Source organism: Methylobacterium radiodurans (assembly GCF_003173735.1).
In the GTDB taxonomy this organism is placed as follows: Bacteria; Pseudomonadota; Alphaproteobacteria; order Rhizobiales; family Beijerinckiaceae; genus Methylobacterium; species Methylobacterium radiodurans.
Genome location: NZ_CP029551.1, coordinates 2952053 through 2972823, shown reverse-complemented (window position 1 = coordinate 2972823; position 20771 = coordinate 2952053). Strand labels below are relative to the sequence as shown.

The window sequence follows — 20771 nt, the reverse complement described above, 5'->3', positions numbered from 1 at the left end:
GCACGACGAGATATGGACAAGTTCACCACCCTGGAGGGCGTCGCGGCGCCCATGCGGATCATCAACGTTGACACCGACCGCATCATCCCGAAGCAGTACCTCAAGACGATCAAGCGGACCGGCCTCGGCAAGGGCCTGTTCTCGGAGATGCGCTACAACGAGGACGGCTCGGACAACCCGGACTTCGTCCTCAACCAGCCGGCCTACCGCAACGCCAAGATCCTGGTGGTGGGCGACAATTTCGGCTGCGGCTCGTCGCGCGAGCACGCGCCCTGGGCGCTCGCCGATTTCGGCATCCGCTGCGTGATCTCCACGAGCTTCGCCGACATCTTCTTCAACAACTGCGCCAAGAACGGCATCCTGGCGATCGTGGTCTCGCCGGAAGACCTGGAGAAGCTGTTCGAGGATGCCGAGCGGGGCTCGAACGCCACGCTCACCGTCGATCTCGAAGCCCAGACCATCCGCGGCCCCGACGGCGGCACGCTGCACTTCGATATCGATCCGGCCCGCAAGCACAACCTGCTGAACGGCCTGGACGAGATCGGCCTGACCCTGGAGCGGGCACCCGCCATCGACGCCTACGAGGCCAAGCTCGCCGCCCGCGGCTGGGCCTGAGCGCAGGCTCCGCTCACGGTTCCTTTACCTTGATGCCGCCTTGAATGGGCGGCATTCGAGACCGCAAGGAGCCGCCTGATGACGACGACGCCGCGCGCCACGATCCTCGCCCTGATGGGGCTCGCCGGGATGCTGGCGGCCGTGCCTGCCCGGGCGAGCTTCGATGCCTGCCTCGCCGGGATCCAGGCCCAGGCGGCCCAGCAGGGCGTCTCGGCCCAGGCCTTCCGCGCGGCGACCGCCGGGATCAGCTTCGACGACAAGGTCATCGAGCTGTCTCAGGCCCAGCCCGAGTTCAAGACGCCGATCTGGGACTACATGGCCGCCCTCGTGGACGAGGAGCGGGTCGAGGACGGGCGCGCGGCCATGCGCCAGCACGCGGCCGCCCTCGCGCAGGCCGAGGCGCGCTACGGCGTCGATCGCCACACCATCGCGGCGGTCTGGGGTGTCGAGTCGAATTTTGGCAAGAACCTCGGCAAGATGCCGCTGGTGCAGTCGCTGGCCACGCTCGCCTGTTCGGGCAATCGGCGCCGGGACTTCTTCCGGGGCGAGTTGCTCGCCACCCTCAAGATCATCGCCCACGGCGATATCGCGCCCGAGCGCCTGACCGGTTCCTGGGCAGGCGCCTTCGGGCAGACCCAGTTCATGCCGACCACCTACCAACGCCTCGCGGTCGACCTCGACGGCGACGGGCGCCGCGACGTGGTCGATTCGGTGGCCGACGCGGTGGGCTCCACGGCGAACTTCCTGCGCGCCGCAAAGTGGAACAACGGCACCCCTTGGGGCTACGAAGTCCGCCTGCCGCGCGGCTTCAACGTGGCGGCGGCCGGCCGCAAGAACAAGCACGCGGTCGCCCATTGGGCCTCCCTCGGCGTGACCCGCGTGGACGGTCGCCCGCTCTCGGGCGAGGGCCCGGCCGGGATCATTGCGCCGGCCGGCATCGACGGCCCGGCCTTCCTGGTGACCAGGAACTTCGACGCGATCTACTCCTACAACGCCGCCGAATCCTACGGCCTCGCCATCGCGGTCCTCTCCGACCGGCTCCGCGGCCGCCCTGGCGTGCAGGCCGACTGGCCGACCGATGATCCGCCGCTGTCCCGCGCCGAGCGCCGCGACCTGCAGGTCCGCCTGACCCGCCGCGGCTACGATGTCGGCGAGCCGGACGGCAAGGTCGGCCAGAAGACCCGCGACGCGATCAAGGCGGTGGAGCGCGAACTCGGCATGCCGCAGACCGGCCGCCCGGGCGGCAAGGTGCTGGAGGCGCTGCGGCGGGGGTGAGGCCGTGTGGCCTGCCGTAGCACCTGACGCCATACCGGGTTGATCGTACCGGATGCCGATGGATCCCCCTCTCCCCGCGCGTGGCGAGAGGGCTTCATGCCCCCTTATCGGGGCATGAAGCGAGCCTGCAGGCGGGCGTGAGGGGGCCTCGGACGGAGAAGCCTCTTCCGTTCAAGCCCCCCACCGCCGCTCCGGCTTCGCCTGCGCTTCCCGCAGGCCCGCGCGCGGGGAGAGGGGGAGCCGCCGCATCTGTCGTAATTGAACGGATCCGGTCTTGCCACGCTTCGGGTTGATTTCGTCGGCGTCCGGGAATGACGGCGGTGAGAGCCTGCCCGAACCATTCGATCGGAAACCATTTTACAGGCCGTGCTTCGCCCAGATGGCCTGGATCTCCGCCTCGGTCGCGAAGTCGCCCCGTGCCTCGGCTGCCTCCGCCTCATCGAGCTCGGCCTCTTCCTCCGAGGAGGCCTGGTAGGCCGTTCCATCCTCGTCTGCGTACGCGAGCAAGCGCTGCGCGATCTCGTCCTGCATCCGTCTCACAACACCGGGAGTGATGTGCGGATCGCTCGCAGGAACGCTTCGGCATCCGCAAGTCCCTCTTCAGCGTCTGCGCGGGATGGCATAGCGCTCAAGTCGTCGGCCGAAGCGCGGCGGTGCTCCGTTCTGCTGAGGGCTCGGCCGAAGGCCGGATCGATGTGGCCGGGCAGGACGATATGCTTGCCGAAACGCGCGATCAGGCCGGGATGCGTCCGGACGATCACCGCGTTGGGATGGACACCGACCGTCAGCAGGCGGTCTGGGCCGCGTAGAACATCGCGTAGAAGGCAAGACAGCACGTGCCCTCGCTGTCGCCGTGCTCGTGCAGGAGCCGCGCGCTCGCCAGTGCCCGCTCGGATTTCCGCATGAGGTCGTCTGCCCGCGCCACGGCCCGATCGAGCAGCGTCGTCATCGCTCGCTCCCAAGCGCATCGCGGGCATCCTACAGCCGATCTGCGCCCGCCGAAGGTGGACCCGCCGCGGGCAAAGAAAAACCCGCCCCGGACGGACCGGCGCGGGCTTTCCCTGAGGGTGCCGCCCGTGAGGGCGGCGCATCCCAAAACCTTACTCGGCGGCGGCAGGGGCCTCGGCGGCCGCCTTCGCGCCTTTGTTGCGATCGACGCGCTCGACGATGCGGGCCGACTTACCGCGGCGGTCGCGCAGGTAGTACAGCTTGGCGCGGCGCACCTTGCCGCGGCGGGCCACCTTGATCGAGTCGATCATCGGGGAGTGCACCGGGAAGACGCGCTCGACGCCCTCGCCGTACGAGATCTTGCGGACCGTGAAGCTCTCGTTGAGGCCGCCGCCCGAGCGGGCGATGCAGACGCCCTCGTAGGCCTGCACGCGGGTGCGCTCACCCTCCTTCACGCGGACGTTCACGATCAGGGTGTCGCCCGGCTCGAAGTCCGGAATGGTCTTGGCGAGGCGCGCGACTTCCTCGCGCTCCAGCTGCTCGATGATGTTCATGGCAATGCTCCAGCCGTTGCGTCCCGGATCCCCGGATGGGATCGGCACGCCAGGATTTCGGCGATCCTGTTGTGAGTTGGCGGTGCCGTTACAGGATCGTGACGGGTTTGTCGAGGCGGCTCGCCCGGTTGAGAAAATCCGCAGGCCGGGCCACATGAGAGACGGCGCGCGCGGCGCCGTTCCCGGCCGGCCTTGAACCGGCGCAGCGGACGAGGATCTTTTCGCGATGTTCATCCAGACCGAAGCCACCCCGAACCCCGCCACCCTGAAGTTCCTGCCGGGCCGCGTGGTCCTGCCCGAGGGCACCTTCGAGGCGAAGGACGCAGGAGGCGCCGCCCGCTCGCCGCTGGCCTCCCGCCTGTTCGGGGTGCCGGGCGTCGCCGGCGTCTATTTCGGGCACGACTTCATCTCGGTCACCAAGGCCGAGGGCGAGGATTCCTGGCCCCAGGTGAAGCCCGCCGTGCTCGGCGCCATCATGGAGCATTTCCAGTCCGGCGCTCCCGTTCTTGAGGACGCCGCCGACGCCGCCGACGACACCTCCGAGGAGTTCTACGACGCGGCCGACCACGACACGGTCGTCACCATCAAGGATCTGCTGGAGACCCGGGTGCGCCCGGCGGTGGCGGGCGATGGCGGCGACATCACCTTCCGGGGCTACAAGGAGGGCGTGGTCTACCTGGAGATGAAGGGCGCCTGCTCGGGCTGCCCCTCCTCCACCGCGACGCTGCGTCAGGGCGTGCAGAACCTGTTCCGCCACTTCCTGCCGCAGATCCGCGAGGTCCAGGCGATCTGATCCGCTGGGGCTGACGCCCAAGACAGACGCCCTCGCGCAACACCTGCGCGCCAACCCTGTGCAAGCACGGCCGCTCCGCCTGACGGGGCGGCCGTTTTGCCTTAGGATTTTGTGGATCCATCGACAGGGCCGGCACCCGGAGGGCGCCGGCGGACGGGAGTGAGCTTGCGTATCCTGGCCATCGACACGGCGCTCGACCTCTGCTCGGCCTGCGTCCTCGACGACGCGGCCGAGGCACCGCTTGCGCAGGAGAGCATGGCGCTCGCCCGCGGCCATGCCGAGGCCCTGCTGCCCCTGGTCGAGCGGGTGATGGCGCGGGTCGAGGGCGGCTTCGAGAGCCTGGAGCGGATCGCCGTCACGGTCGGCCCGGGCAGCTACACGGGCCTGCGGGTCGGGCTCTCGGCGGCGCGCGCCCTCGGGCTGGCCTTGGCCAAGCCCGTCGTCGGCGTGACCACGCTCTCCGCCCTGCTGACGCCGCTGCTCGCAGCCAACCACGAGGGCACGCTCGCCGCCGCGATTGATGCCCGTCACGGCGCCGTCTACCTGCTGGCGCTGAGCGCGGGCGCGGGCATCGTGGTGCCGCCCGCCCACATCACGGTCGAGGAGGCCGCCGAGCGGCTGAGCGCCGGCCCCGTGACGCTGGTCGGCTCGGGCGCGCCCGCGCTCGCGGCCGCCCTCCAGGCCCGCTCCGTGCCCGCCACGATCGCCGACACCGCGGGCCCCGACATCGTCTCGGTCGCCTCTCTCGGCCAAGTGGCGGACCCCGCCCAGGCCCTGCCGCGGCCCATGTACCTGCGCGGGCCCGATGCCCAGCCCCAGGATCACGCCCGCCTCGCTCGCCGATGACCCGCCCCGTCTCCCCCTTCTGGCCCTACGAGTGGTGGCTTTCCTGGTGGGACGCGCTCCTGCCCCAGCCCTACGTCGCGCCGCTCACTGACGCCGCACAGGCGCGGGCGATGGCGCGGCTGCACGCCACCGCCTTCGCCCGGCCCTGGGACGCGCACGAGTTCGAGCGGATGCTGTGCGAGCGCTCGACCCACGCCCACGCCCTCTGGCGGGCCGGCACGCTCCAGGGCTTCATCCTCTCGCGACAGGCCGCCGACGAGGCCGAGATCCTCACCGTCGTGCTGGCGCCCTCGGCCCGCGGCGGCGGCCTGAGCCACCGCCTGCTGCGCGAGCATCTGGCGTCCCTCGCCCGCGCCCGCGTCGCCGCGGTGCATCTGGAGGTGGACGAGGGCAACGCACCCGCGCTGAAGCTCTACGCCCGGCACGGCTTCGTCCGGGTCGGGCAGCGCACCGGCTACTACCTGAAGGCGGACGGCAGCCGCACGACCGCGCTGACCATGCGGGCCGACCTCGCATGATCGCGGGGATCCAATACGGGACGAGGCTCCCGCGGTGACGCGGCTCGGCATCGCCGCGCGCCTCGCCGTGATGGCCCTGGCCTTCGGCCTGCTCGTCGGCCCGCACTGGCTGTGCCTGCGCCTCGGGCGTCCCTCTGGCCGGGCGCCGGTGCTGTTCCACCGCCTGTTCCTGCGCCTCTTCGGCGTGCGGGTGACGCAGAGCGGCACGCCACCGGGCCCCGGCGAGCCGGCCCTGGTGCTGGCCAACCACGTCTCCTGGCTCGACATCGTGGCGCTGGGCAGCCTGCGCCCGCTCTCCTTCGTGGCGAAGTCCGAGATCGCCGGCTGGCCGGTGATCGGCTGGTTCGCGGTGTTGCAGCAGACCCTCTTCATCGACCGGGCGCGCCGCGGGGCGACCGCGGAGGTCAACCGGGCGCTGGGCCAGCGCCTCGCCGCGGGCGAGCTGATCGTGCTCTTCGCTGAGGGCACGACCGGCGACGGCACCCGGCTCCTGCCCTTCCGCTCCTCGCTCGTCGGCGCCGCCCGCACGGCGATCGAGGCCGAGGAGGGCCGCCTGCCGCATCTGCGCCTGCAGCCGCTGGCGCTCGCCTATCCCCGCCGCAACGGGTTGCCGGTCACCCGGGGCGAGCGCCCGGACGTGGCGTGGTACGGCGACATGGAGCTGGCGCCCCACCTCGCCACCTTCTTGCGCGAGGGCCCCATTGACGTGCACGTTGTCTGGGGCGCGCCGATCGCCTTCGAGGCCGGCACCGACCGCAAGCGCGCGACCGCCCAGGCCGAGGCCGCGGTGCGGGGGGCTCTTCGGGAGCTGCGAGCCGGGACGCCGCAGGCCGGCACCCTCACCGGGGCGCGCCCGACCGGTGAGCCGGTCCCGTCCGGCGATCTGGCGCCGGTGTGAGCCGCCGCGACGCGCGGCCGAAACTGTGCTAGAGCCCGCCTCCCGGCCGCACAGACAGGACTTCGCGGCCGGTCGACGGACAAGCGGGACCGGACGCGTTGAAGAAAGCCTTCGTCAAATCCTACGGCTGCCAGATGAACGCCTACGACGCCGCCCGCATGGCGGACGTGCTGGGCGCCGAGGGCTACGCGCCGACCGACACCGTTGAGGACGCCGATGTCGTCGTCCTCAACACCTGCCACATCCGCGAGAAGGCCGCCGAGAAGGTCTATTCCGAGCTCGGGCGCCTGCGCGAGCTGAAGGGCGAGCGCCGGCGCGCCGGCCTCGACACCCGCATCGTGGTGGCGGGCTGCGTGGCGCAGGCCGAGGGCGCCGAGATCGTCGCCCGCCAGCCCGCCGTCGACGTGGTGGTCGGTCCCCAGAGCTATCACCGCCTGCCCGACCTGATCGCCCGCTCGCGCGAGCGCCGCGTCGTCGACACCGAGTTCCCGGTCGAGGACAAGTTCGACCACCTGCCGGCCCGGCGCAACCGCGGCGTCACCGCCTTCCTCACCGTGCAGGAGGGCTGCGACAAGTTCTGCGCCTTCTGCGTGGTGCCCTACACCCGCGGCGCCGAGGTCTCGCGCTCCGTCGCGGCGGTCGTCGGCGAGGCCGAGAAGCTCGTCGCCGAGGGCGTGCGCGAGATCACCCTGATCGGCCAGAACGTGAACGCCTATCATGGGCTCAGCGCCGACGGCGCGGCCGCAACGCTCCCCGACCTGATGCGGGCGGTGGCGGCGATCCCCGGCGTGGCGCGCATCCGCTACACCACGAGCCACCCGAACGACATGGCGGACGACCTGATCCGCGCCCATGCCGAGATCCCGGCCCTGATGCCCTACCTGCACCTGCCGGTGCAGTCCGGCTCCGACCGCATCCTCAAGGCGATGAACCGCAAGCATACGGGCGACCAGTACCGCCGCCTGATCGAGCGGGTGCGGGCGAGCCGGCCGGACATCGCGCTGTCGTCGGACTTCATCGTGGGCTTCCCGGGCGAGACGGATGAGGACTTCGCCGACACGATGCGGCTCGTGGAAGAGGTCGGCTTCGAGAGCGCCTTCTCGTTCAAGTACAGCCCGCGTCCCGGCACGCCCGCGGCCGAGCGCGCCGACGCGGTGCCGGAAGCCGTGAAGTCCGAGCGTCTCGCCGCGCTCCAGGCGCTCCTCGACCGGCAGCGCCACGCCTACCAGCGCGCCGCCGAGGGGCAGGTGGTGGACGTTCTGGTCGAAAAGGCCGGCCGCCATCCCGGCCAGGTCGCCGGCAAGACGCCGCACATGCTGGCCGTCCATTTCGAGGCACCGGCCTCCACCATCGGCAGCGTCGTCGCGGTGCGCATCCGCGAGGCGGGGGCGAACAGCCTCACCGGCGAGCTGGTCCAGCGGGCCGAGGCCGCGTGAGGCGACACCGCGCCTCTCCCGCCGCGCGCGGGAGGGACTTATCTACGTCCCACCACAAGAGGACCTGCCTTTGACGCCATCTGACGGAGCGGCCGGGCGGGGCGCGCCGCGCCCCCGGAGCGCCGGCCCCCGCGGCCCCTACGAGACCGCCGAGATCTCGCTGACCTTCGACGACAACCGCCTCGCGAGCCTCGTCTTCGGACAGTACGACCAGAACGTCGCGCATATCGAGCGCCGGCTGGAGGTGACCGCGACCGCGCTCGGCAACCACCTCGTGGTCAAGGGTCCGCCGGACGCGGCCGAACTCGCCCGCCGCGTCTTCGAGAAGCTCTACGACCGCTCCCGCGCGGGCGGTCCGCTCACGATCGGCGACGTCGACGGCGCGATCCAGGAGGCGACGGTCCAGGGCAACCTGTTCCCCTCCGCCGAGATCCCGGCCGGGACCGGCAACGGGAACGGCGGCAACGGCCAGCATTTCGAGCAGATCGCCACCCGTCGCCGCGGCGCGGTCCGCGCCCGCAACGCTGCGCAGGACGCCTATATCCGGGCCCTGCGCACCAACGAACTCGTCTTCGCCGAGGGGCCGGCCGGCACCGGCAAGACCTGGCTCGCCGTCGGGCACGCGGTCTCGCTCCTCGAGCAGGGCCACGCCGAGCGGCTGATCCTGTCGCGCCCCGCCGTCGAGGCGGGCGAGCGCCTAGGCTTCCTGCCGGGCGACATGCGCGAGAAGGTCGATCCGTATCTGCGCCCGATCTACGACGCCCTCTACGACTTCATGGAGGCGCGCCACGTCGACCGCGGCCTGCAGACCGGCATCATCGAGATCGCGCCGCTGGCCTTCATGCGCGGGCGCACGCTGACCAACGCCGTGGTGCTGCTGGATGAAGCCCAGAACACCACCTCCATGCAGATGAAGATGTTCCTGACCCGGCTCGGCGAGAACTCGCGCATGATCGTGACGGGCGACCCGAGCCAGATCGACCTGCCGCCGGGCCAGAAATCCGGCCTCGTCGAGGCGGTCTCGGTGCTCGACGGCGTCGAGGGCATCGGGCGCGTCACCTTCAAGGACGTGGACGTAGTGCGCCACGACCTCGTGCGCCGCATCGTCACCGCCTACGAGCGCGCCGCCCACGGCGAATCGGAGGCCGACCGCAACCCGAACCCGCGCCGCCGGCCGCTCGCCTGACCATGCCGGAGACGGACACCGAGATCGACGTGGCGGTCGATGACGTGCGCTGGGAGGCGGCCCTGCCCGACCTCGAAGCCCTGGTGATTCGCGCCGTCGAGGCGGGGATCGCCGCAGCCCCCGAGCGGCCCGCGGGCGCCCTGGAGGTCAGCGTGCTGCTCGCCGACGACGCAACCGTGCAGGACCTCAACCGCACCTGGCGGGAAAAGGACAAGCCCACGAACGTGCTGTCCTTTCCGGCTGCCCCGCAGCCGCGCCATGCCGGCGTCGCGACACCGCTCGGCGACGTGGTTCTTGCGTATGACACGGTGCTGCGCGAGAGTACGGAGCAGTCGAAGCCGTTCCGCGACCATCTCGCCCATCTTCTCGTTCATGGCACCCTGCACCTGCTCGGACAGGACCACGAGACCGGCGAGGCCGAGGCCGACGCCATGGAGGCCCTCGAGATCGCGGCGCTCGCCGGACTCGGGGTGCCGAACCCCTATGCCGAAGAGCCCGAGCCCCTCTGAGCGGTCGGTGACCTCACCCCAGACCCGGACGACATGACCAACGATCGAAGTCGCGGCGCGGCCCAGGCCGCGTCCAGCACCCCCGAAGGCGAGCAGGGCCAGGCGCGCGAGCCCTGGTACGACCGCCTTCTCCAGGCGCTGCACCTGAAGCCGCGCGACAGCCTCCGCGACGACATCGAGGACGCGCTGAGTGAGCCCGATACGGGCGAGAACGGGTTCTCGCCCTACGAGCGCGCCATGCTCAAGAACGTGCTCGGCCTGCACAAGGTGCGGGTGGACGACGTGATGATTCCCCGGGCCGACATCGTCGCGGTCTCGATCGACACGAGCCTCGGCGACCTGCTGCGCCTCTTTCGCACCGCCGGCCATTCCCGCCTGCCGGTCTACGGCGAGACGCTCGACGACCCCCGCGGCATGGTCCACATCCGCGACTTCGTCGATCACATCGCGGCCCGTGCCGAGGCCGGCGCCCGCCGCGGCTCGCCGGTGCCGGGCGCGCAGGCGGCGGCGATGGCCGGCGCGCTCGATCCGCAGAGCCCGGGCGCCCGCACCCGGCGCGGGGCGGCGCGCGCGCTGCGCATGCTCAACCTCGGCAGCGTGGACCTCTCGGCGACGCTCGCCTCCACCGGGATCCAGCGCCCGGTCCTGTTCGTGCCGCCCTCCATGCCGGCGATCGACCTCCTGGTCCGCATGCAGGCGCAGCGCACCCACATGGCGCTCGTCATCGACGAGTACGGCGGCACCGACGGGCTGATCTCGATCGAGGACCTGATCGAGATGGTGGTCGGCGACATCGAGGACGAGCACGACGTGGCCGAGGGCCAGATGGTGCAGCGCCTCGACGGCGAGGGCGAGATCTTCGTGGCCGACGCCCGCGCGCCGCTCGCCGAGGTCTCGGAGGCGACCGGCGTCGATCTGGTGGCGGCGGTGGGCGAGATGGCCGAGGAGATCGACACGATCGGCGGCATGGTGGTGACGCTGGCCGGCCGCGTGCCCGCCCGGGGCGAGACGATCAGCGGCCCGGGCGATCTGGAATTCGAGGTGCTCGACGCCGACCCGCGCCGCCTCAAGCGCCTACGCTTCAAGCGCGGCCCCGCCCGGATCGAGGCGGTGGTGCCGCTGGCCCTCCCTCCGCCCGCCGCGGTCGCGGAGCCGCCGCGGGCGTGAGGTCGCGGACGGCCTGAGCCTCGTTCACGAGGAGCGCACGAAGCTGTAGGCGACGGCGCTCCCCGGGGTTGAGATCGCGTCGATCGCTTGCGCCGTCACGCTTTCGGCGCCTTTTCCCGGCCAAGGGATCCGCATACGGGTCCCGGACCGATGGCACCGACGCTCTCCCTTCACAGCCGCACCGCCGCGCATCCCTCCGACGGGCCGCGCGGGAGCGCAGGCGCCCTGCGCCCGATCCTGCGCCTCACCGGCTGGCGCCGGCTCGGCCTCGCCTGGCTCGCGGGCGCGCTCGGCGCGCTCGCCATGCCGCCTTTCGGCATCCTGCCCGCGCTCGCCCTCTCGCTCAGCGTCGCCGTCTGGCTCACGGACGCCGCCGCCGCGGACCGCCCGGCGCTCCGGCGCCTCCTGCCCTGCGGCCTCGTCGGCTGGGCCTGGGGCTTCGGCTACCTCACCGCCGGCCTGTGGTGGCTCGGTGCCGCCTTCCTGGTCGAGGCCGACGAGTTCGCCTGGGCGATGCCGCTCGGCGTCGTCGGCCTGCCCTTCGGGCTCGGGCTGTTCTACGGCGCGGGCTTCGCGGCGGCGGGCGCGCTCTGGGTCCGCGGCCCCGGCCGGATCGCGGCGCTCGCCTTCGGGATCGGCGCCGCCGAGTGGCTCCGCGGGCATATCCTGACCGGCTTTCCGTGGAACACGCTGGGCATGGCGCTGGGCCAGGATCTGCGGCTGATGCAGGCGGCGAGCGTCGTCGGGCTCTACGGGCTGACCGTGCTCGCCGTGCTGGTCTGCGCCGCGCCGGCCACGCTCGCCACCGGCTCGAACCCGCGCAGCCGCTTCGGGCCGACGCTCGCCGCCGCGATCGTGCTGGCGGCGCTCGCGCTCTACGGCGCGTGGCGGGTCGGCCCGGCGCCCGATCCGGTGGTGGCGGGCGTGCGCCTGCGCCTCGTGCAGCCGAACCTGCCGCAGGACGCCAAGTTCCGGCCGGAGAACCGCGACGACATCGTCGAGCGCTACGTCGAGCTGACCCGCCGCGCCCCTGAGCCCGGCGAGCCCCGCCCGACCCACATCGTCTGGCCGGAATCGGCCTTTCCGTTCCTGATCCAGCGCGATCCGGACGCGCTCGCCAAGGTCGGCGCCGGGATCGAGCCGGGACAGATCCTGCTCACCGGCGCGGCGCGGGCCGACGAGCCGCTGCCGGGCGAGCGCCTGCGCTACTACAATGCCATCCTGGCGATCGAGCCGGGCGGGCGGATCACGGACAGCTACGACAAGGTCCACCTCGTGCCCTTCGGCGAGTACCTTCCGGCTCCCCTCGACTGGCTCCTGCGGGCGGTGGGCCTGCGCCAGTTCGTGGCGATCCCCGGCGGCTTCACGGCCGGCGAGCGGGCGGCTCAGCGCATCCTCACCGTACCGGGCCTGCCGCCGGTCGCCGCCACGATCTGCTACGAGGCGATCTTTCCGGGCGCAATCCTGCCCGCGGGCGCTGCGCCGGCGGGCCTGATCCTGAACGTCACCAACGACGCGTGGTTCGGCGACACGCCGGGCCCGCGCCAGCACCTCGCCCAGGCGCGCCTGCGCGCCGTCGAGGAGGGCCTGCCGCTGGTGCGCGACGCGAATACGGGCATCTCGGCCGTGATCGACCCGCACGGGCGCGTCACCGCGAGCCTGCCGCTCGACCGGGAGCGGATCCTCGACGCCGACCTGCCGGCGCGCCTCGTCGGCGGCACCCTCTACGGCCGCCTCGGCGACCTGCCCTTCGGGCTGATGCTGGCCGCCTGCCTGCTGGGGGCGCTACGTGCCAATCTGCGCGCCAGCGCGCGCGCGCGACCGCGGGCTGGGATGCGCGCATGAGCGTTGCCGTGAGGGCGCCGCACCCGCTGCTGCTCGGGTGCGGCCTGATGCTGGTCGCGTTCAACCTGCGCCCGGCGCTGACCACCGTCGGGCCGCTGCTCGCCGCGATCCGGGCCGAGACGGGCCTCGGCGCCGCGGGCGCCTCCGTGCTCACCACCCTGCCGGTGCTGTTCCTCGGCCTCGCCTGCGCGCTCGCGCCCGCGGTCGGGCGGCGCCTGGGTCCAGACCGCGGCATCCTGCTCGCCGCCGCGATCGTCGCGGTGGGGCTGGCGCTGCGGGCGCTGGGTGGCCTTGTGCCGCTCTTCGCCGGGGCCTGCATCGCCTCGCTCGGCATCGGGCTCGCGGGCGTGCTGATCCCGGGGCTCGTCAAGCGCGAGTTCCCGGGCCGCGCCGGGCTGATGACCGGCCTCTATACCATGACGCTCTGCCTCGGGGCGGCCGCGGGCGCCGGCCTCACCGTGCCGCTCCAGGGCCTGTTCGGCGGGGACTGGTCGCTGGCGCTCGCCGCCTGGGCGGCGCCGGCCGTTCTCGCCGCGCTCGCCTGGGCTCCCCTCGCCCGCCCGGCCAGCCCCGCCGCGCCCGCACCGGCGCCCCGCCGGGCGATCTGGCGCGAGCCGCTGGCTTGGCAGGTCACGGGCTTCATGGGCCTGCAATCCTCGCTCGCCTACATCCTGTTCGGCTGGGTGCCGCTGGTGCTGCACGACCGGGGCCTGAGCACCGTCGATGCCGGCTTCGTGGCGGCGTTGATGAGCGTCGGCCAAGCGCCGGCGGCCCTGCTGGTCCCGACCGTGGCCGCCAAGCTCCGCGACCAGCGCGGGGCGGCGCTCGCCATCGTCGGGCTCACCGCCGCCTGCTACCTCGCGGTGGCGCACGGGCCCGTCGCGCTGCTTGTGCCCGCGACGCTCGCGCTCGGCTTCGGGCTCGGCGGCTGCTTCGGGCTCGGGCTCACCATCATCGTCCTGCGCGCGCGCGACACGCGGGGAGCCGCCGCGCTCTCGGCCATGGCGCAGGGCGTCGGCTACACCATCGCCTCGCTTGGACCTCTCGGCTTCGGCCTGGCCCACGAGGTGTTCGGCGGCTGGGGTGCCTCCTCGCTGCTGTTCTGCGCTCTGGCCGCAGGCGCCGCGGCCTGCGCGCTCGGAGCCGGACGTGCCCGGCAGGTCGGGGCGGCCTGAGGGGCCCGGAAAAACCCCGGTCCCGTTACCCGCCCGGGTCGCATGAGAGGCGGTTCGTTCCCCACGGCGCCGTTCCGAAGCTTCCGCGTCCACCTCGACGCCGGAGAGACCGTCACAGAGATCGAGTCCTTGTCCAAGTCCCTGTTCGCCGAGCGCTCCACCTGCTCCGATAACCTGACCTGGCACACCCTCCAGCCCCGCGAGGCCCGCTGGCGGACACTCGGCCAGAGGCCGGCCATCGCGTGGTTCACGGGTCTCTCGGGCGCCGGCAAGTCGAGCATCGCCAACGCCGCCGACCGGGCGCTGACCGAGGCCGGGCGGCACACGATGGTGCTCGACGGGGACAACCTGCGCCACGGTTTGAACCGCGACCTCGGCTTCAGCGCCGCCGACCGGGCCGAGAACATCCGCCGCGCCGCCGAGACCGCCCGCCTGATGGCCGAGGCCGGGCTGGTGGTCGTGGTTTCGCTGATCTCGCCGTTCCGCGAGGAGCGCGCCATGGCCCGCCGCATCGCGGGCGACGTGCCGTTCCTCGAGGTCTTCATCGACACGCCGCTCGCGGTCTGCGAGGCGCGCGACCCCAAGGGGCTCTACGACCGGGCGCGCGCCGGCAAGATCGCAGACTTCACCGGCATCTCGGCCCCCTACGAGGCGCCGGAGGCGCCGGACCTCGTGATTCGCACGCAGGATCTCACGGTCGAGGACTCGGCCGGGACGCTGATCCCGCCGCTGCTCCGCCTCAGCGCGGCCTGAGGCCGGCTCCGCTCCGCGCGGCCCACATCCCAACAGGATCGTCGCCCCGCGCCCTTTCCGAGAGCGCAGCCCTCCGCTACGCCCCGCTCGGCTCCCGCGACGAAGGGTGAATCATGACGGCGGCGGACCCGTTCCTGGCAGGCTTCACGCTGCAGGACATCGATGCGGGCGGCGTCCGGATCCGCACCGCGACCGGGGGCTCGGGCCCGCCCCTCCTTCTGCTGCACGGTCACCCGCAGACGCACAGCACGTGGCACGCGGTGGCGCCTCAACTCGCCCGGCGCTTCAGCGTGGTGGCGATGGACCTGCGCGGCTACGGCGATTCCGACAAGCCCGAGGGCGGCCCCGGCCACGCGAACTACGCCAAGCGCGCGATGGCGGCGGACGCGGTCGCGGTGATGCGCGCGCTCGGTCACCGGCGCTTTGCGGCGGTCGGGCACGACCGCGGCGGGCGCGTCGCGCACCGCATGGCGCTCGACCATCCCGACGCGGTGACCCGGCTCGCCCTGTTCGACATCGCGCCCACCGCGACCATGTACGCGCGCACCGACAAGGCCTTCGCCACCGCCTATTTCTGGTGGTTCTTCCTGATCCAGCCGGCGCCCCTGCCGGAGCGCCTGATCGGCGCGGACCCGGAATTCTTCCTGCGCACTCATGTGGACGGCCAGTCGAAGACGCCGGGCAGCCCGAGCCCGGAACTCTTCGCCGAGTATCTCCGGGTCTACCGCGACCCGGCGACCCGCCACGCCATCTGCGAGGATTACCGCGCGGCCGCAACGATCGATCTGGAGCACGACGCGGCCGATGCCGAGAAGCGCGTCGTGGTGCCGCTGCTGGCGCTCTGGGGCGCGAAGGGCACGGTGGGCCGGACCTACGACGTTCTGGCGACCTGGCGGGAGAAGGCTGCCAACGTGCGCGGCCACGCCCTCGATTGCGGCCACACCCTGCAGGAGGAGCGCCCGGACCTCGTGCTGGCCGCGCTGGAGGACTTTCTGGGGTGACACCCTTTCCGGCTCACCGCGAGGTGCCGGAGAAGTCCCCTCACCTTCGCTACCGCTCGGCTCGCCCCCGGCGAGGGGATGCGCAATCTCGAACCGCTCTACTGGATGCCGCCTTACTCTCCGACGCCGAACAGCTTCTCGAAGAAGTTGCGGTCGTCCTGGGGCTGGGCCTGACGGCGGCGGGGTTGTGGCTGGGCCGGCTGCGGGTTGGTGCCGAAGATCTGGCCGAGGATCTCCTCCGGGCCGCCCGCCGTCGCCACGGAGGCCGTGGTCGCCGCCTCCGGCGCCCGGCGCCAGCGGTTCATGCCGGGCAGTGGCACGGGCGTCTGGCCTTTCAGCGCCACGCTCATGTAGGTTTTCCAGATCTCGACCGGCAGGTTGCCGCCCGAGGCCTTCTTCGTCGGCTCGCCGTCGTCGTTGCCGAGCCACACGCCCGTGACGAGGCTGCCCGAGTAGCCGATGAACCACGCGTCGCGAAAGTCCTGGCTGGTGCCGGTCTTGCCGGCCAGATCCCAGCCCGCGATGTCGCCTTTGCGCGCCGTGCCCGACACGAAGGTCTCGTGCATCATCGCGTTCATCATGCCGACGGCGTTCGGGTCGATGACCCGGCCGAGCCCGCCCTCGCCCCGCCGGTACAGCACCTTGCCGTCAGCAGCCTTCACCGTGGCGATCACGTAGGGGATCACGCCGGTGCCGCCGTTGGCGAAGGCGCCGTAGGCGCCGACCATCTCCAGCGGCGTCACCTCGGAGGTGCCGAGCGCGATCGAGCCGTTGGCCTGGAGGGGCGAGGAGATGCCGAGCCGCTGGGCCGTCTGCACCACGGCCTTCGGGCCGACCTCCTGGCCGAGGCGCACCGCGACCGTGTTGAGGGACTGGGCGAGCGCGCTGCGGAGCGTGACCGCCCCCTCGTAGCGGTGCGAGTAGTTCTCCGGCTGCCAGTTGCCGATCTTGATCGGGGCGTCCTCGCGCACGCTGTCGGGCGTGGCGCCGCGCTCGACCGCCGCGAGGTAGACGAAGGGCTTGAACGAGGAGCCGGGCTGGCGCCGCGCCGTCGTGGCCCGGTTGAACTGGCTCTGGGCGTAGTCGCGCCCGCCGATCAGCGCCCGGATCGCGCCGTCCGGCTTCATCGAGACCAGCGCGCCCTGGTGGACGTTGTAGCGGGTGCCCTGCTTGTTCAGCTCGTCCACCAGCGCCCGCTCGGCGGTGGCCTGGAGGCTGGTATCGACGGTGGTCTGGACCACGATGTCGCTCTCGAACTTGCCGACGAAATCGTCGAGCACGTCCATCACGAGGTCGGCGACGTAGTTGGCCGAGCCGCCGCCCCGGCTGCCCGCGGGCTTGGCGGGTTGCGCCAGCGCCACCTTCACGTCCTGGGCCGGCACGAAGCCGAGCTCCTGCATCGCGGCGAGCACCTGGGCGGCGCGCGCCTGTGCCGCGGGCAGGTTGCGGTTCGGGGCGAGCCGGGACGGCGCCTGGACGAGGCCGCCGAGCATCGCGGCTTCCGCCAGGCTCACGCCCTTGGCGGGCTTGCCGAAATAGCGCTGCGCCGCCGCCTCGACGCCGTAGGCGCCGGCACCGAAATAGACCCGGTTCAGGTAGAGTTCGAGGATCTCGTCCTTGGAGTATTTGTGCTCCAGCCACAGCGCCAGGATCGCCTCCTGGATCTTGCGCGAGGCCGAGCGCTCCGGCGTCAGGAACAGGTTCTTGGCGAGCTGCTGGGTCAGCGTCGAGCCGCCCTGCGCCACGCCGCGCCGGGTCAGGTTCTGCGCCACCGCGCGGGCGATGCCGACCGGATCGACGCCGAAATGGGAGTAGAAGCGCCGGTCCTCGATCGCCACGAAGGCGCGCGGCAGGTAGGGCGGCAATTCCTTGATCGAGACGACGCGCCCGCCGGTCTCGCCGCGATTGGCCAGGAGCGAGCCGTCGCTCGCCAGGATGGCGATGTTCGGCGGCCGCTTCGGCACGGCGAGCTGATCGATCGGGGGCAGTTGCGAGGCGTGGTAGGCGACGAGGCCAGCCACCCCGATGACGGCCCAGAGCCCGAGGACGACGCAGCCGTAGACGAGCCGCCCGAGGAGCGAGCCGCGCCGCTTCTTCGGTTTGCGCACCGGACTGTGGGCCGGGCCGCGCTTGGGCGCGCCGCTGCCGCCGGACTTGCGCTTGGCGCCGCCGTCCCGTCCCGATGCCGCCACGCCGCCTCCCGCCCGATCCTGGCGGGACAGGCGCAGGTCGAGGGTGCCGGGCGCCGCGACGCGGCCTTCCGGCACGTCGAAGTTCGGCTCGCTCCGGTCCCGTCCGCGTCCGTTCGCCATGCCCGTGTCTGGTCCTGCGGCTGTGCCGGCTCGCGTCCGGCGCCGGCCCGTGACCCTGCTACGGCACCGTAAATGCGGCGGGTTTAAGAGGTCTTTACCATCGGGGCGCACGGCGAGCCGGCCCGATGGGCGATCGGAATCGAGGGCGCACGGGACAGCGTTCCGGATGCGTCGAATGCGAGCGAGTTTTACAAGTGGGGGTTGAAGGATCGGGGCGTCGATAGGTGTTCTGCGGGCCCCTGCCGGGCCCGGGACAGGGTGCTACGATGATCGATGCCCTCCAGAGCGCGACCGGCGGCATGGTCGCCGCCCAGGCCCGCTTCACGGAAGCCGCCGTGCAGGTGGCCCGCATGCGGGCCGGCCCCTCGGGAACCGGACAGCCGATCGGGACGCATCTGCCCGCCGCCGCGCAGATCGACCTCTCGCAGACGGCGCGCGACCTCGTCGCGTCGCGCGCGGAGTTCGCCGCGAACGCCGCTGTCGCCCGCGCCGCGGACGGCGCGACGCGGCGCCTGCTCGACGTGCGGGCCTGACGCCGTGGCCGCCCCGAGCCCCGCGCTGCGCCCCCTGGCGGAGCCCGCCGAGCGCCGCGCCTCACCCCGCGCGCGCATCGACGAGAGCGGATTGATCGCCGTGGACGAGCACACCTCCCTGCCCTGCCTGATCTACGACCTCTCCGAGCACGGCGTGCGGCTGGTCTCGCTCGACGCCACCTGCGTACCGGAGGTCTTCCTGCTGGCCGCGACGCGCTTCCCCGAGCCGCGGGTCTGCCGGGCGGTGTGGCGCGGCGCCGAGGAGATCGGTGCCCGGTTCGTCGTGCCCTGAACTGATGGGCGGGCCGAGCGCGGGAGCGGATCAGGGCATCGCGCCGCCCGCGCCGCCGCCGGGCCGCGTAGCCGGGGAGCGGGCCGCCTCCGAGGCCAGGAAGACATCCTGGTCGATCAGGCCTCCGGGATCCGTCGCGTCGGAACCGAAGATCGACGTGTAGGCGCTGCCGCCGAGGACGCTCCTGGCCGTGCGGAGATAATCCCGGACGGCCGCGTTCAGCTCGGCGAGATAGGTGTCCGGCTCGATCAGATGGTTATCGAGCCTGAAGATCAGCCGGGTCTGCCGGTCTTTGAGTTCCCGGTCGGCGGCTGCGAGCCGGTCGATCACGGGGCCCGTCAGCGGTATCCCGTGCTCGGCGGCCGTGCGCCGCCAGTCGAGATGGGGGTCGAGATGATCGTCCTGAGCCACGGCAGATCCTCTGCTGCTGGCAGCCCGGCGGCCACCCGGAGGGCTCGATCCGCCTGCTGTCGACGATGTTGGTTCAGAGCTATAGCAACCCGTCCGCTCGGGCCAGGGCCCGAGCCCGTAATCGCGCCAGAGCTTGCGCGACCAGGGATATCCGCGTGCCGTGCTGACCAGGATGCGGTTGGCCGGATACAGGATCCGGTTCGCCATCTGGTGACACACGCCCGTGACGCCGTAGCGGATGCCCGCCATCTGGTCCGGCCGCGCGAGGCAGTCGGCGACGTCGCGGTCGCCCGGATGCCAGACCAGCCGCATCCCGCCCGCGCTGCGCCCGTAGCAGCCCCAGGCATCGCCGAGGCTGCTCGTGACGTAGGTGTGGTCCCAGTTCTGGTTCATAGCGGCGGGGATGGCCCAGCCGGTCAGCTCCGCGATCCTCAAGATGCACCTCGCGCGGCGACGTGCGGCGCGGGCGCGCCGCAACCTCGCAGCCTGATCTACGCCGGCAATAGTTTCCTTCAAGTTTGTTTTTGAACGTGAAGTTGATTATTTTCCCGCCTGTGGCCGGGAATCCCGTCCCGGTGGGACGGCTCAAGCCGCCCTGAGCCGGGACGCGTCGCGAGGGGGCGCTTGCAGGCTGAGCGAGGCGGGACGCCGGAACAGGATGTCGAGCCGGGTCCCGCGGACCAGCCGTTCGAGGAGAAGCGGGACGAGGGCCGCGCTCGCCGTGACGACCAGGGAGGCGAGCCCGATATCCATGATCAGCCCGGTCTCGGCGATGAGCGTGCGGGTGGCGGCCATCGGCAGGAAGAAGGCGAGGTAGATCGCGAGGGAGCGGCTGCCGCAGTACCGGAGGGCCCCCGCGACGGGACCGCCCGCCCGGGTCAGCAGCACCGCGGACGCCACCAGGGCGAGCGCCCCGGCACCCCGAGCAGCAGGCCGAGGCCCGGCAGGCTCGCGAGCGCCGGGGTGCCCGGTCCCGAGACCGGCGTGAGGGCGAGCCAGCCCTCGGCCAGCGCCCAGAGCGCGAGGGCGCCGCTCGCCGGCCCGGGCCTCGCCCGGACAGCCTCCGCGAAGGTGAAGACGCGGCCCGCGAAGAGGTAGCCCGCCACGAAGAAGACGTAGCGCGCGCAGAACTCCTCCACGAGGTAGGAGGGCGTCTGGGGCGGCAGCACCTGCAGCAGCGCCGCGGCCCCGAGCAGGACCGGGCCGGGAAGCCGCCGCAGCAGCTTCGTCACCACCGAGAACACCGCCAGCAGGTAGATGAACCACAGGGTGGCGTAGGGCTCGACCATTGCCAGGGCGAGGTGGCGCAGCATCGCCGTCGGCCCGCCCTCGCCCGCGATCTCGCCGTACTTCGCGGCCGACTGGATCAGCAGCCAGAGACCGTAGAAGTAGGCGAAGTGCACCACCCGCTTGTCGGCGAAGGGGCGCCAGCCGCGCCCGATCACCCGGCCGAGGAACAGGCCGGAGAGCAGGAAAAAGGCCGGGATCCGGAAGGGCTGGGCGAAGGCCACAAGCGGGTGCAGGAAGCCCTCGCCGCCCAGCGCCGCGCCGGTGCTGAGCGTCGCGTGCATCGTGACGACGAGCAGGATGCAGAGCCCCTTGGCCACGTCGACCCAGGCGAGCCGCGGGCTCGTGTCATTGAGAGGTTCGAGCCGCGGGCTCGTATCATTGAGAGATTCGAGCCGCAGGCTCGCTCCGCCGAGC

General features: G+C 72.3%; 21 protein-coding genes and 1 pseudogene. 16 read left to right on the top strand and 6 right to left on the bottom strand.

Annotation, left to right across the window (positions count from 1 at the left end):
* Nucleotides 1-12 precede the first annotated feature (12 nt).
* The gene (gene leuD, locus DK427_RS13870) at nucleotides 13-615 is read left to right on the top strand and encodes a 3-isopropylmalate dehydratase small subunit (RefSeq protein ID WP_109951778.1); all 603 of its coding nucleotides are present in this window, start codon (nucleotides 13-15) and stop codon (nucleotides 613-615) included.
* A gap of 78 nt (nucleotides 616-693) precedes the next feature.
* Nucleotides 694-1890: a lytic murein transglycosylase gene (locus DK427_RS13865; protein ID WP_109951777.1), complete on the top strand. Its 1197-nt coding sequence runs from the start codon at nucleotides 694-696 to the stop codon at nucleotides 1888-1890.
* Nucleotides 1891-2247: 357 nt separating this feature from the next.
* Here DK427_RS13865 and DK427_RS26710 read toward each other — a convergent pair whose 3' ends face one another.
* The 3 genes from DK427_RS26710 to rplS form a co-directional block, all read right to left on the bottom strand.
* Entirely contained in the window at nucleotides 2248-2421 is a 174-nt protein-coding gene (locus DK427_RS26710; RefSeq protein WP_204165169.1) for a hypothetical protein, read from the bottom strand.
* A gap of 253 nt (nucleotides 2422-2674) precedes the next feature.
* On the bottom strand, nucleotides 2675-2839 hold the full coding sequence (locus DK427_RS26365) for a HEPN domain-containing protein (protein WP_162559801.1): 165 nt from the start codon (nucleotides 2837-2839) through the stop codon (nucleotides 2675-2677).
* Nucleotides 2840-2990: 151 nt separating this feature from the next.
* Nucleotides 2991-3392, bottom strand: coding sequence for a 50S ribosomal protein L19 (gene rplS / locus DK427_RS13860; protein WP_109951776.1), 402 nt, complete (start codon nucleotides 3390-3392; stop codon nucleotides 2991-2993).
* A 226-nt stretch (nucleotides 3393-3618) separates the two neighbouring features.
* Between rplS and DK427_RS13855 the strand changes: the two genes are divergently transcribed.
* From DK427_RS13855 to DK427_RS13800, 12 genes are all read left to right on the top strand, one after another.
* Nucleotides 3619-4185, top strand: coding sequence for a NifU family protein (locus DK427_RS13855; RefSeq protein WP_109951775.1), 567 nt, complete (start codon nucleotides 3619-3621; stop codon nucleotides 4183-4185).
* 165 nt (nucleotides 4186-4350) lie between these two features.
* Nucleotides 4351-5031, top strand: a complete 681-nt coding sequence (tsaB, locus tag DK427_RS13850) for a tRNA (adenosine(37)-N6)-threonylcarbamoyltransferase complex dimerization subunit type 1 TsaB (RefSeq protein ID WP_109951774.1) — start codon at nucleotides 4351-4353, stop codon at nucleotides 5029-5031.
* On the top strand, nucleotides 5028-5549 hold the full coding sequence (locus tag DK427_RS13845) for a GNAT family N-acetyltransferase (protein WP_109951773.1): 522 nt from the start codon (nucleotides 5028-5030) through the stop codon (nucleotides 5547-5549). Before tsaB ends, DK427_RS13845 begins: the two co-directional genes overlap by 4 nt.
* Before the next feature lie 34 nt (nucleotides 5550-5583).
* The gene (locus tag DK427_RS13840) at nucleotides 5584-6447 is read left to right on the top strand and encodes a lysophospholipid acyltransferase family protein (protein WP_109951772.1); all 864 of its coding nucleotides are present in this window, start codon (nucleotides 5584-5586) and stop codon (nucleotides 6445-6447) included.
* Nucleotides 6448-6545: 98 nt separating this feature from the next.
* Nucleotides 6546-7883: a tRNA (N6-isopentenyl adenosine(37)-C2)-methylthiotransferase MiaB gene (gene miaB / locus DK427_RS13835; protein ID WP_109951771.1), complete on the top strand. Its 1338-nt coding sequence runs from the start codon at nucleotides 6546-6548 to the stop codon at nucleotides 7881-7883.
* Between the two features lie 70 nt (nucleotides 7884-7953).
* The gene (locus DK427_RS13830; protein WP_109951770.1) at nucleotides 7954-9069 is read left to right on the top strand and encodes a PhoH family protein; all 1116 of its coding nucleotides are present in this window, start codon (nucleotides 7954-7956) and stop codon (nucleotides 9067-9069) included.
* 2 nt (nucleotides 9070-9071) lie between these two features.
* The gene (gene ybeY, locus DK427_RS13825; protein WP_109951769.1) at nucleotides 9072-9578 is read left to right on the top strand and encodes an rRNA maturation RNase YbeY; all 507 of its coding nucleotides are present in this window, start codon (nucleotides 9072-9074) and stop codon (nucleotides 9576-9578) included.
* A 33-nt stretch (nucleotides 9579-9611) separates the two neighbouring features.
* The gene (locus DK427_RS13820; RefSeq protein WP_109951768.1) at nucleotides 9612-10745 is read left to right on the top strand and encodes a hemolysin family protein; all 1134 of its coding nucleotides are present in this window, start codon (nucleotides 9612-9614) and stop codon (nucleotides 10743-10745) included.
* A gap of 150 nt (nucleotides 10746-10895) precedes the next feature.
* On the top strand, nucleotides 10896-12590 hold the full coding sequence (gene lnt / locus DK427_RS13815) for an apolipoprotein N-acyltransferase (RefSeq protein ID WP_109951767.1): 1695 nt from the start codon (nucleotides 10896-10898) through the stop codon (nucleotides 12588-12590).
* Nucleotides 12587-13765 carry an MFS transporter gene (locus DK427_RS13810; protein ID WP_109951766.1) on the top strand — a complete coding sequence of 393 codons (1179 nt, stop codon included), beginning with the start codon at nucleotides 12587-12589 and terminating at the stop codon, nucleotides 13763-13765. Before lnt ends, DK427_RS13810 begins: the two co-directional genes overlap by 4 nt.
* Before the next feature lie 129 nt (nucleotides 13766-13894).
* Nucleotides 13895-14518 (top strand): adenylyl-sulfate kinase, encoded by a 624-nt coding sequence (gene cysC, locus DK427_RS13805; protein ID WP_245930559.1) that lies wholly within the window; start codon nucleotides 13895-13897, stop codon nucleotides 14516-14518.
* A gap of 113 nt (nucleotides 14519-14631) precedes the next feature.
* Entirely contained in the window at nucleotides 14632-15519 is an 888-nt protein-coding gene (locus DK427_RS13800; RefSeq protein ID WP_109951764.1) for an alpha/beta fold hydrolase, read from the top strand.
* Nucleotides 15520-15632: 113 nt separating this feature from the next.
* Here DK427_RS13800 and DK427_RS13795 read toward each other — a convergent pair whose 3' ends face one another.
* Nucleotides 15633-17831, bottom strand: coding sequence for a transglycosylase domain-containing protein (locus DK427_RS13795; RefSeq protein WP_109951763.1), 2199 nt, complete (start codon nucleotides 17829-17831; stop codon nucleotides 15633-15635).
* Between the two features lie 266 nt (nucleotides 17832-18097).
* On the opposite strand from DK427_RS13795, the gene DK427_RS13790 reads away from it, so the two are divergent.
* The gene (locus DK427_RS13790) at nucleotides 18098-18364 is read left to right on the top strand and encodes a flagellar protein (protein WP_109951762.1); all 267 of its coding nucleotides are present in this window, start codon (nucleotides 18098-18100) and stop codon (nucleotides 18362-18364) included.
* Nucleotides 18365-18368: 4 nt separating this feature from the next.
* Nucleotides 18369-18656: a PilZ domain-containing protein gene (locus tag DK427_RS13785; RefSeq protein WP_245930558.1), complete on the top strand. Its 288-nt coding sequence runs from the start codon at nucleotides 18369-18371 to the stop codon at nucleotides 18654-18656.
* 30 nt (nucleotides 18657-18686) lie between these two features.
* On the opposite strand, the gene DK427_RS13780 is transcribed toward DK427_RS13785, so the two are convergent.
* A complete protein-coding gene (locus DK427_RS13780) occupies nucleotides 18687-19502 on the bottom strand; it encodes a hypothetical protein (RefSeq protein ID WP_162559800.1) in 816 nt (271 codons plus the stop codon).
* Between the two features lie 150 nt (nucleotides 19503-19652).
* Nucleotides 19653-20674: pseudogene (locus DK427_RS13775) on the bottom strand (acyltransferase family protein).
* Nucleotides 20675-20771 lie beyond the last annotated feature (97 nt).

What these genes read in the sequence shown, in the direction of transcription:
- leuD (WP_109951778.1), top strand. Translation starts at nt 13, where the DNA reads ATGGACAAGTTCACCACCCTGGAGGGCGTCGCGGCGCCCATGCGGATC.
- DK427_RS13865 (WP_109951777.1), top strand. Translation starts at nt 694, where the DNA reads ATGACGACGACGCCGCGCGCCACGATCCTCGCCCTGATGGGGCTCGCC.
- DK427_RS26710 (WP_204165169.1), bottom strand. Translation starts at nt 2,421, where the DNA reads ATGCAGGACGAGATCGCGCAGCGCTTGCTCGCGTACGCAGACGAGGAT.
- DK427_RS26365 (WP_162559801.1), bottom strand. Translation starts at nt 2,839, where the DNA reads ATGACGACGCTGCTCGATCGGGCCGTGGCGCGGGCAGACGACCTCATG.
- rplS (WP_109951776.1), bottom strand. Translation starts at nt 3,392, where the DNA reads ATGAACATCATCGAGCAGCTGGAGCGCGAGGAAGTCGCGCGCCTCGCC.
- DK427_RS13855 (WP_109951775.1), top strand. Translation starts at nt 3,619, where the DNA reads ATGTTCATCCAGACCGAAGCCACCCCGAACCCCGCCACCCTGAAGTTC.
- DK427_RS13845 (WP_109951773.1), top strand. Translation starts at nt 5,028, where the DNA reads ATGACCCGCCCCGTCTCCCCCTTCTGGCCCTACGAGTGGTGGCTTTCC.
- ybeY (WP_109951769.1), top strand. Translation starts at nt 9,072, where the DNA reads ATGCCGGAGACGGACACCGAGATCGACGTGGCGGTCGATGACGTGCGC.
- DK427_RS13820 (WP_109951768.1), top strand. Translation starts at nt 9,612, where the DNA reads ATGACCAACGATCGAAGTCGCGGCGCGGCCCAGGCCGCGTCCAGCACC.
- lnt (WP_109951767.1), top strand. Translation starts at nt 10,896, where the DNA reads ATGGCACCGACGCTCTCCCTTCACAGCCGCACCGCCGCGCATCCCTCC.
- DK427_RS13810 (WP_109951766.1), top strand. Translation starts at nt 12,587, where the DNA reads ATGAGCGTTGCCGTGAGGGCGCCGCACCCGCTGCTGCTCGGGTGCGGC.
- DK427_RS13800 (WP_109951764.1), top strand. Translation starts at nt 14,632, where the DNA reads ATGACGGCGGCGGACCCGTTCCTGGCAGGCTTCACGCTGCAGGACATC.
- DK427_RS13795 (WP_109951763.1), bottom strand. Translation starts at nt 17,831, where the DNA reads ATGGCGAACGGACGCGGACGGGACCGGAGCGAGCCGAACTTCGACGTG.
- DK427_RS13790 (WP_109951762.1), top strand. Translation starts at nt 18,098, where the DNA reads ATGATCGATGCCCTCCAGAGCGCGACCGGCGGCATGGTCGCCGCCCAG.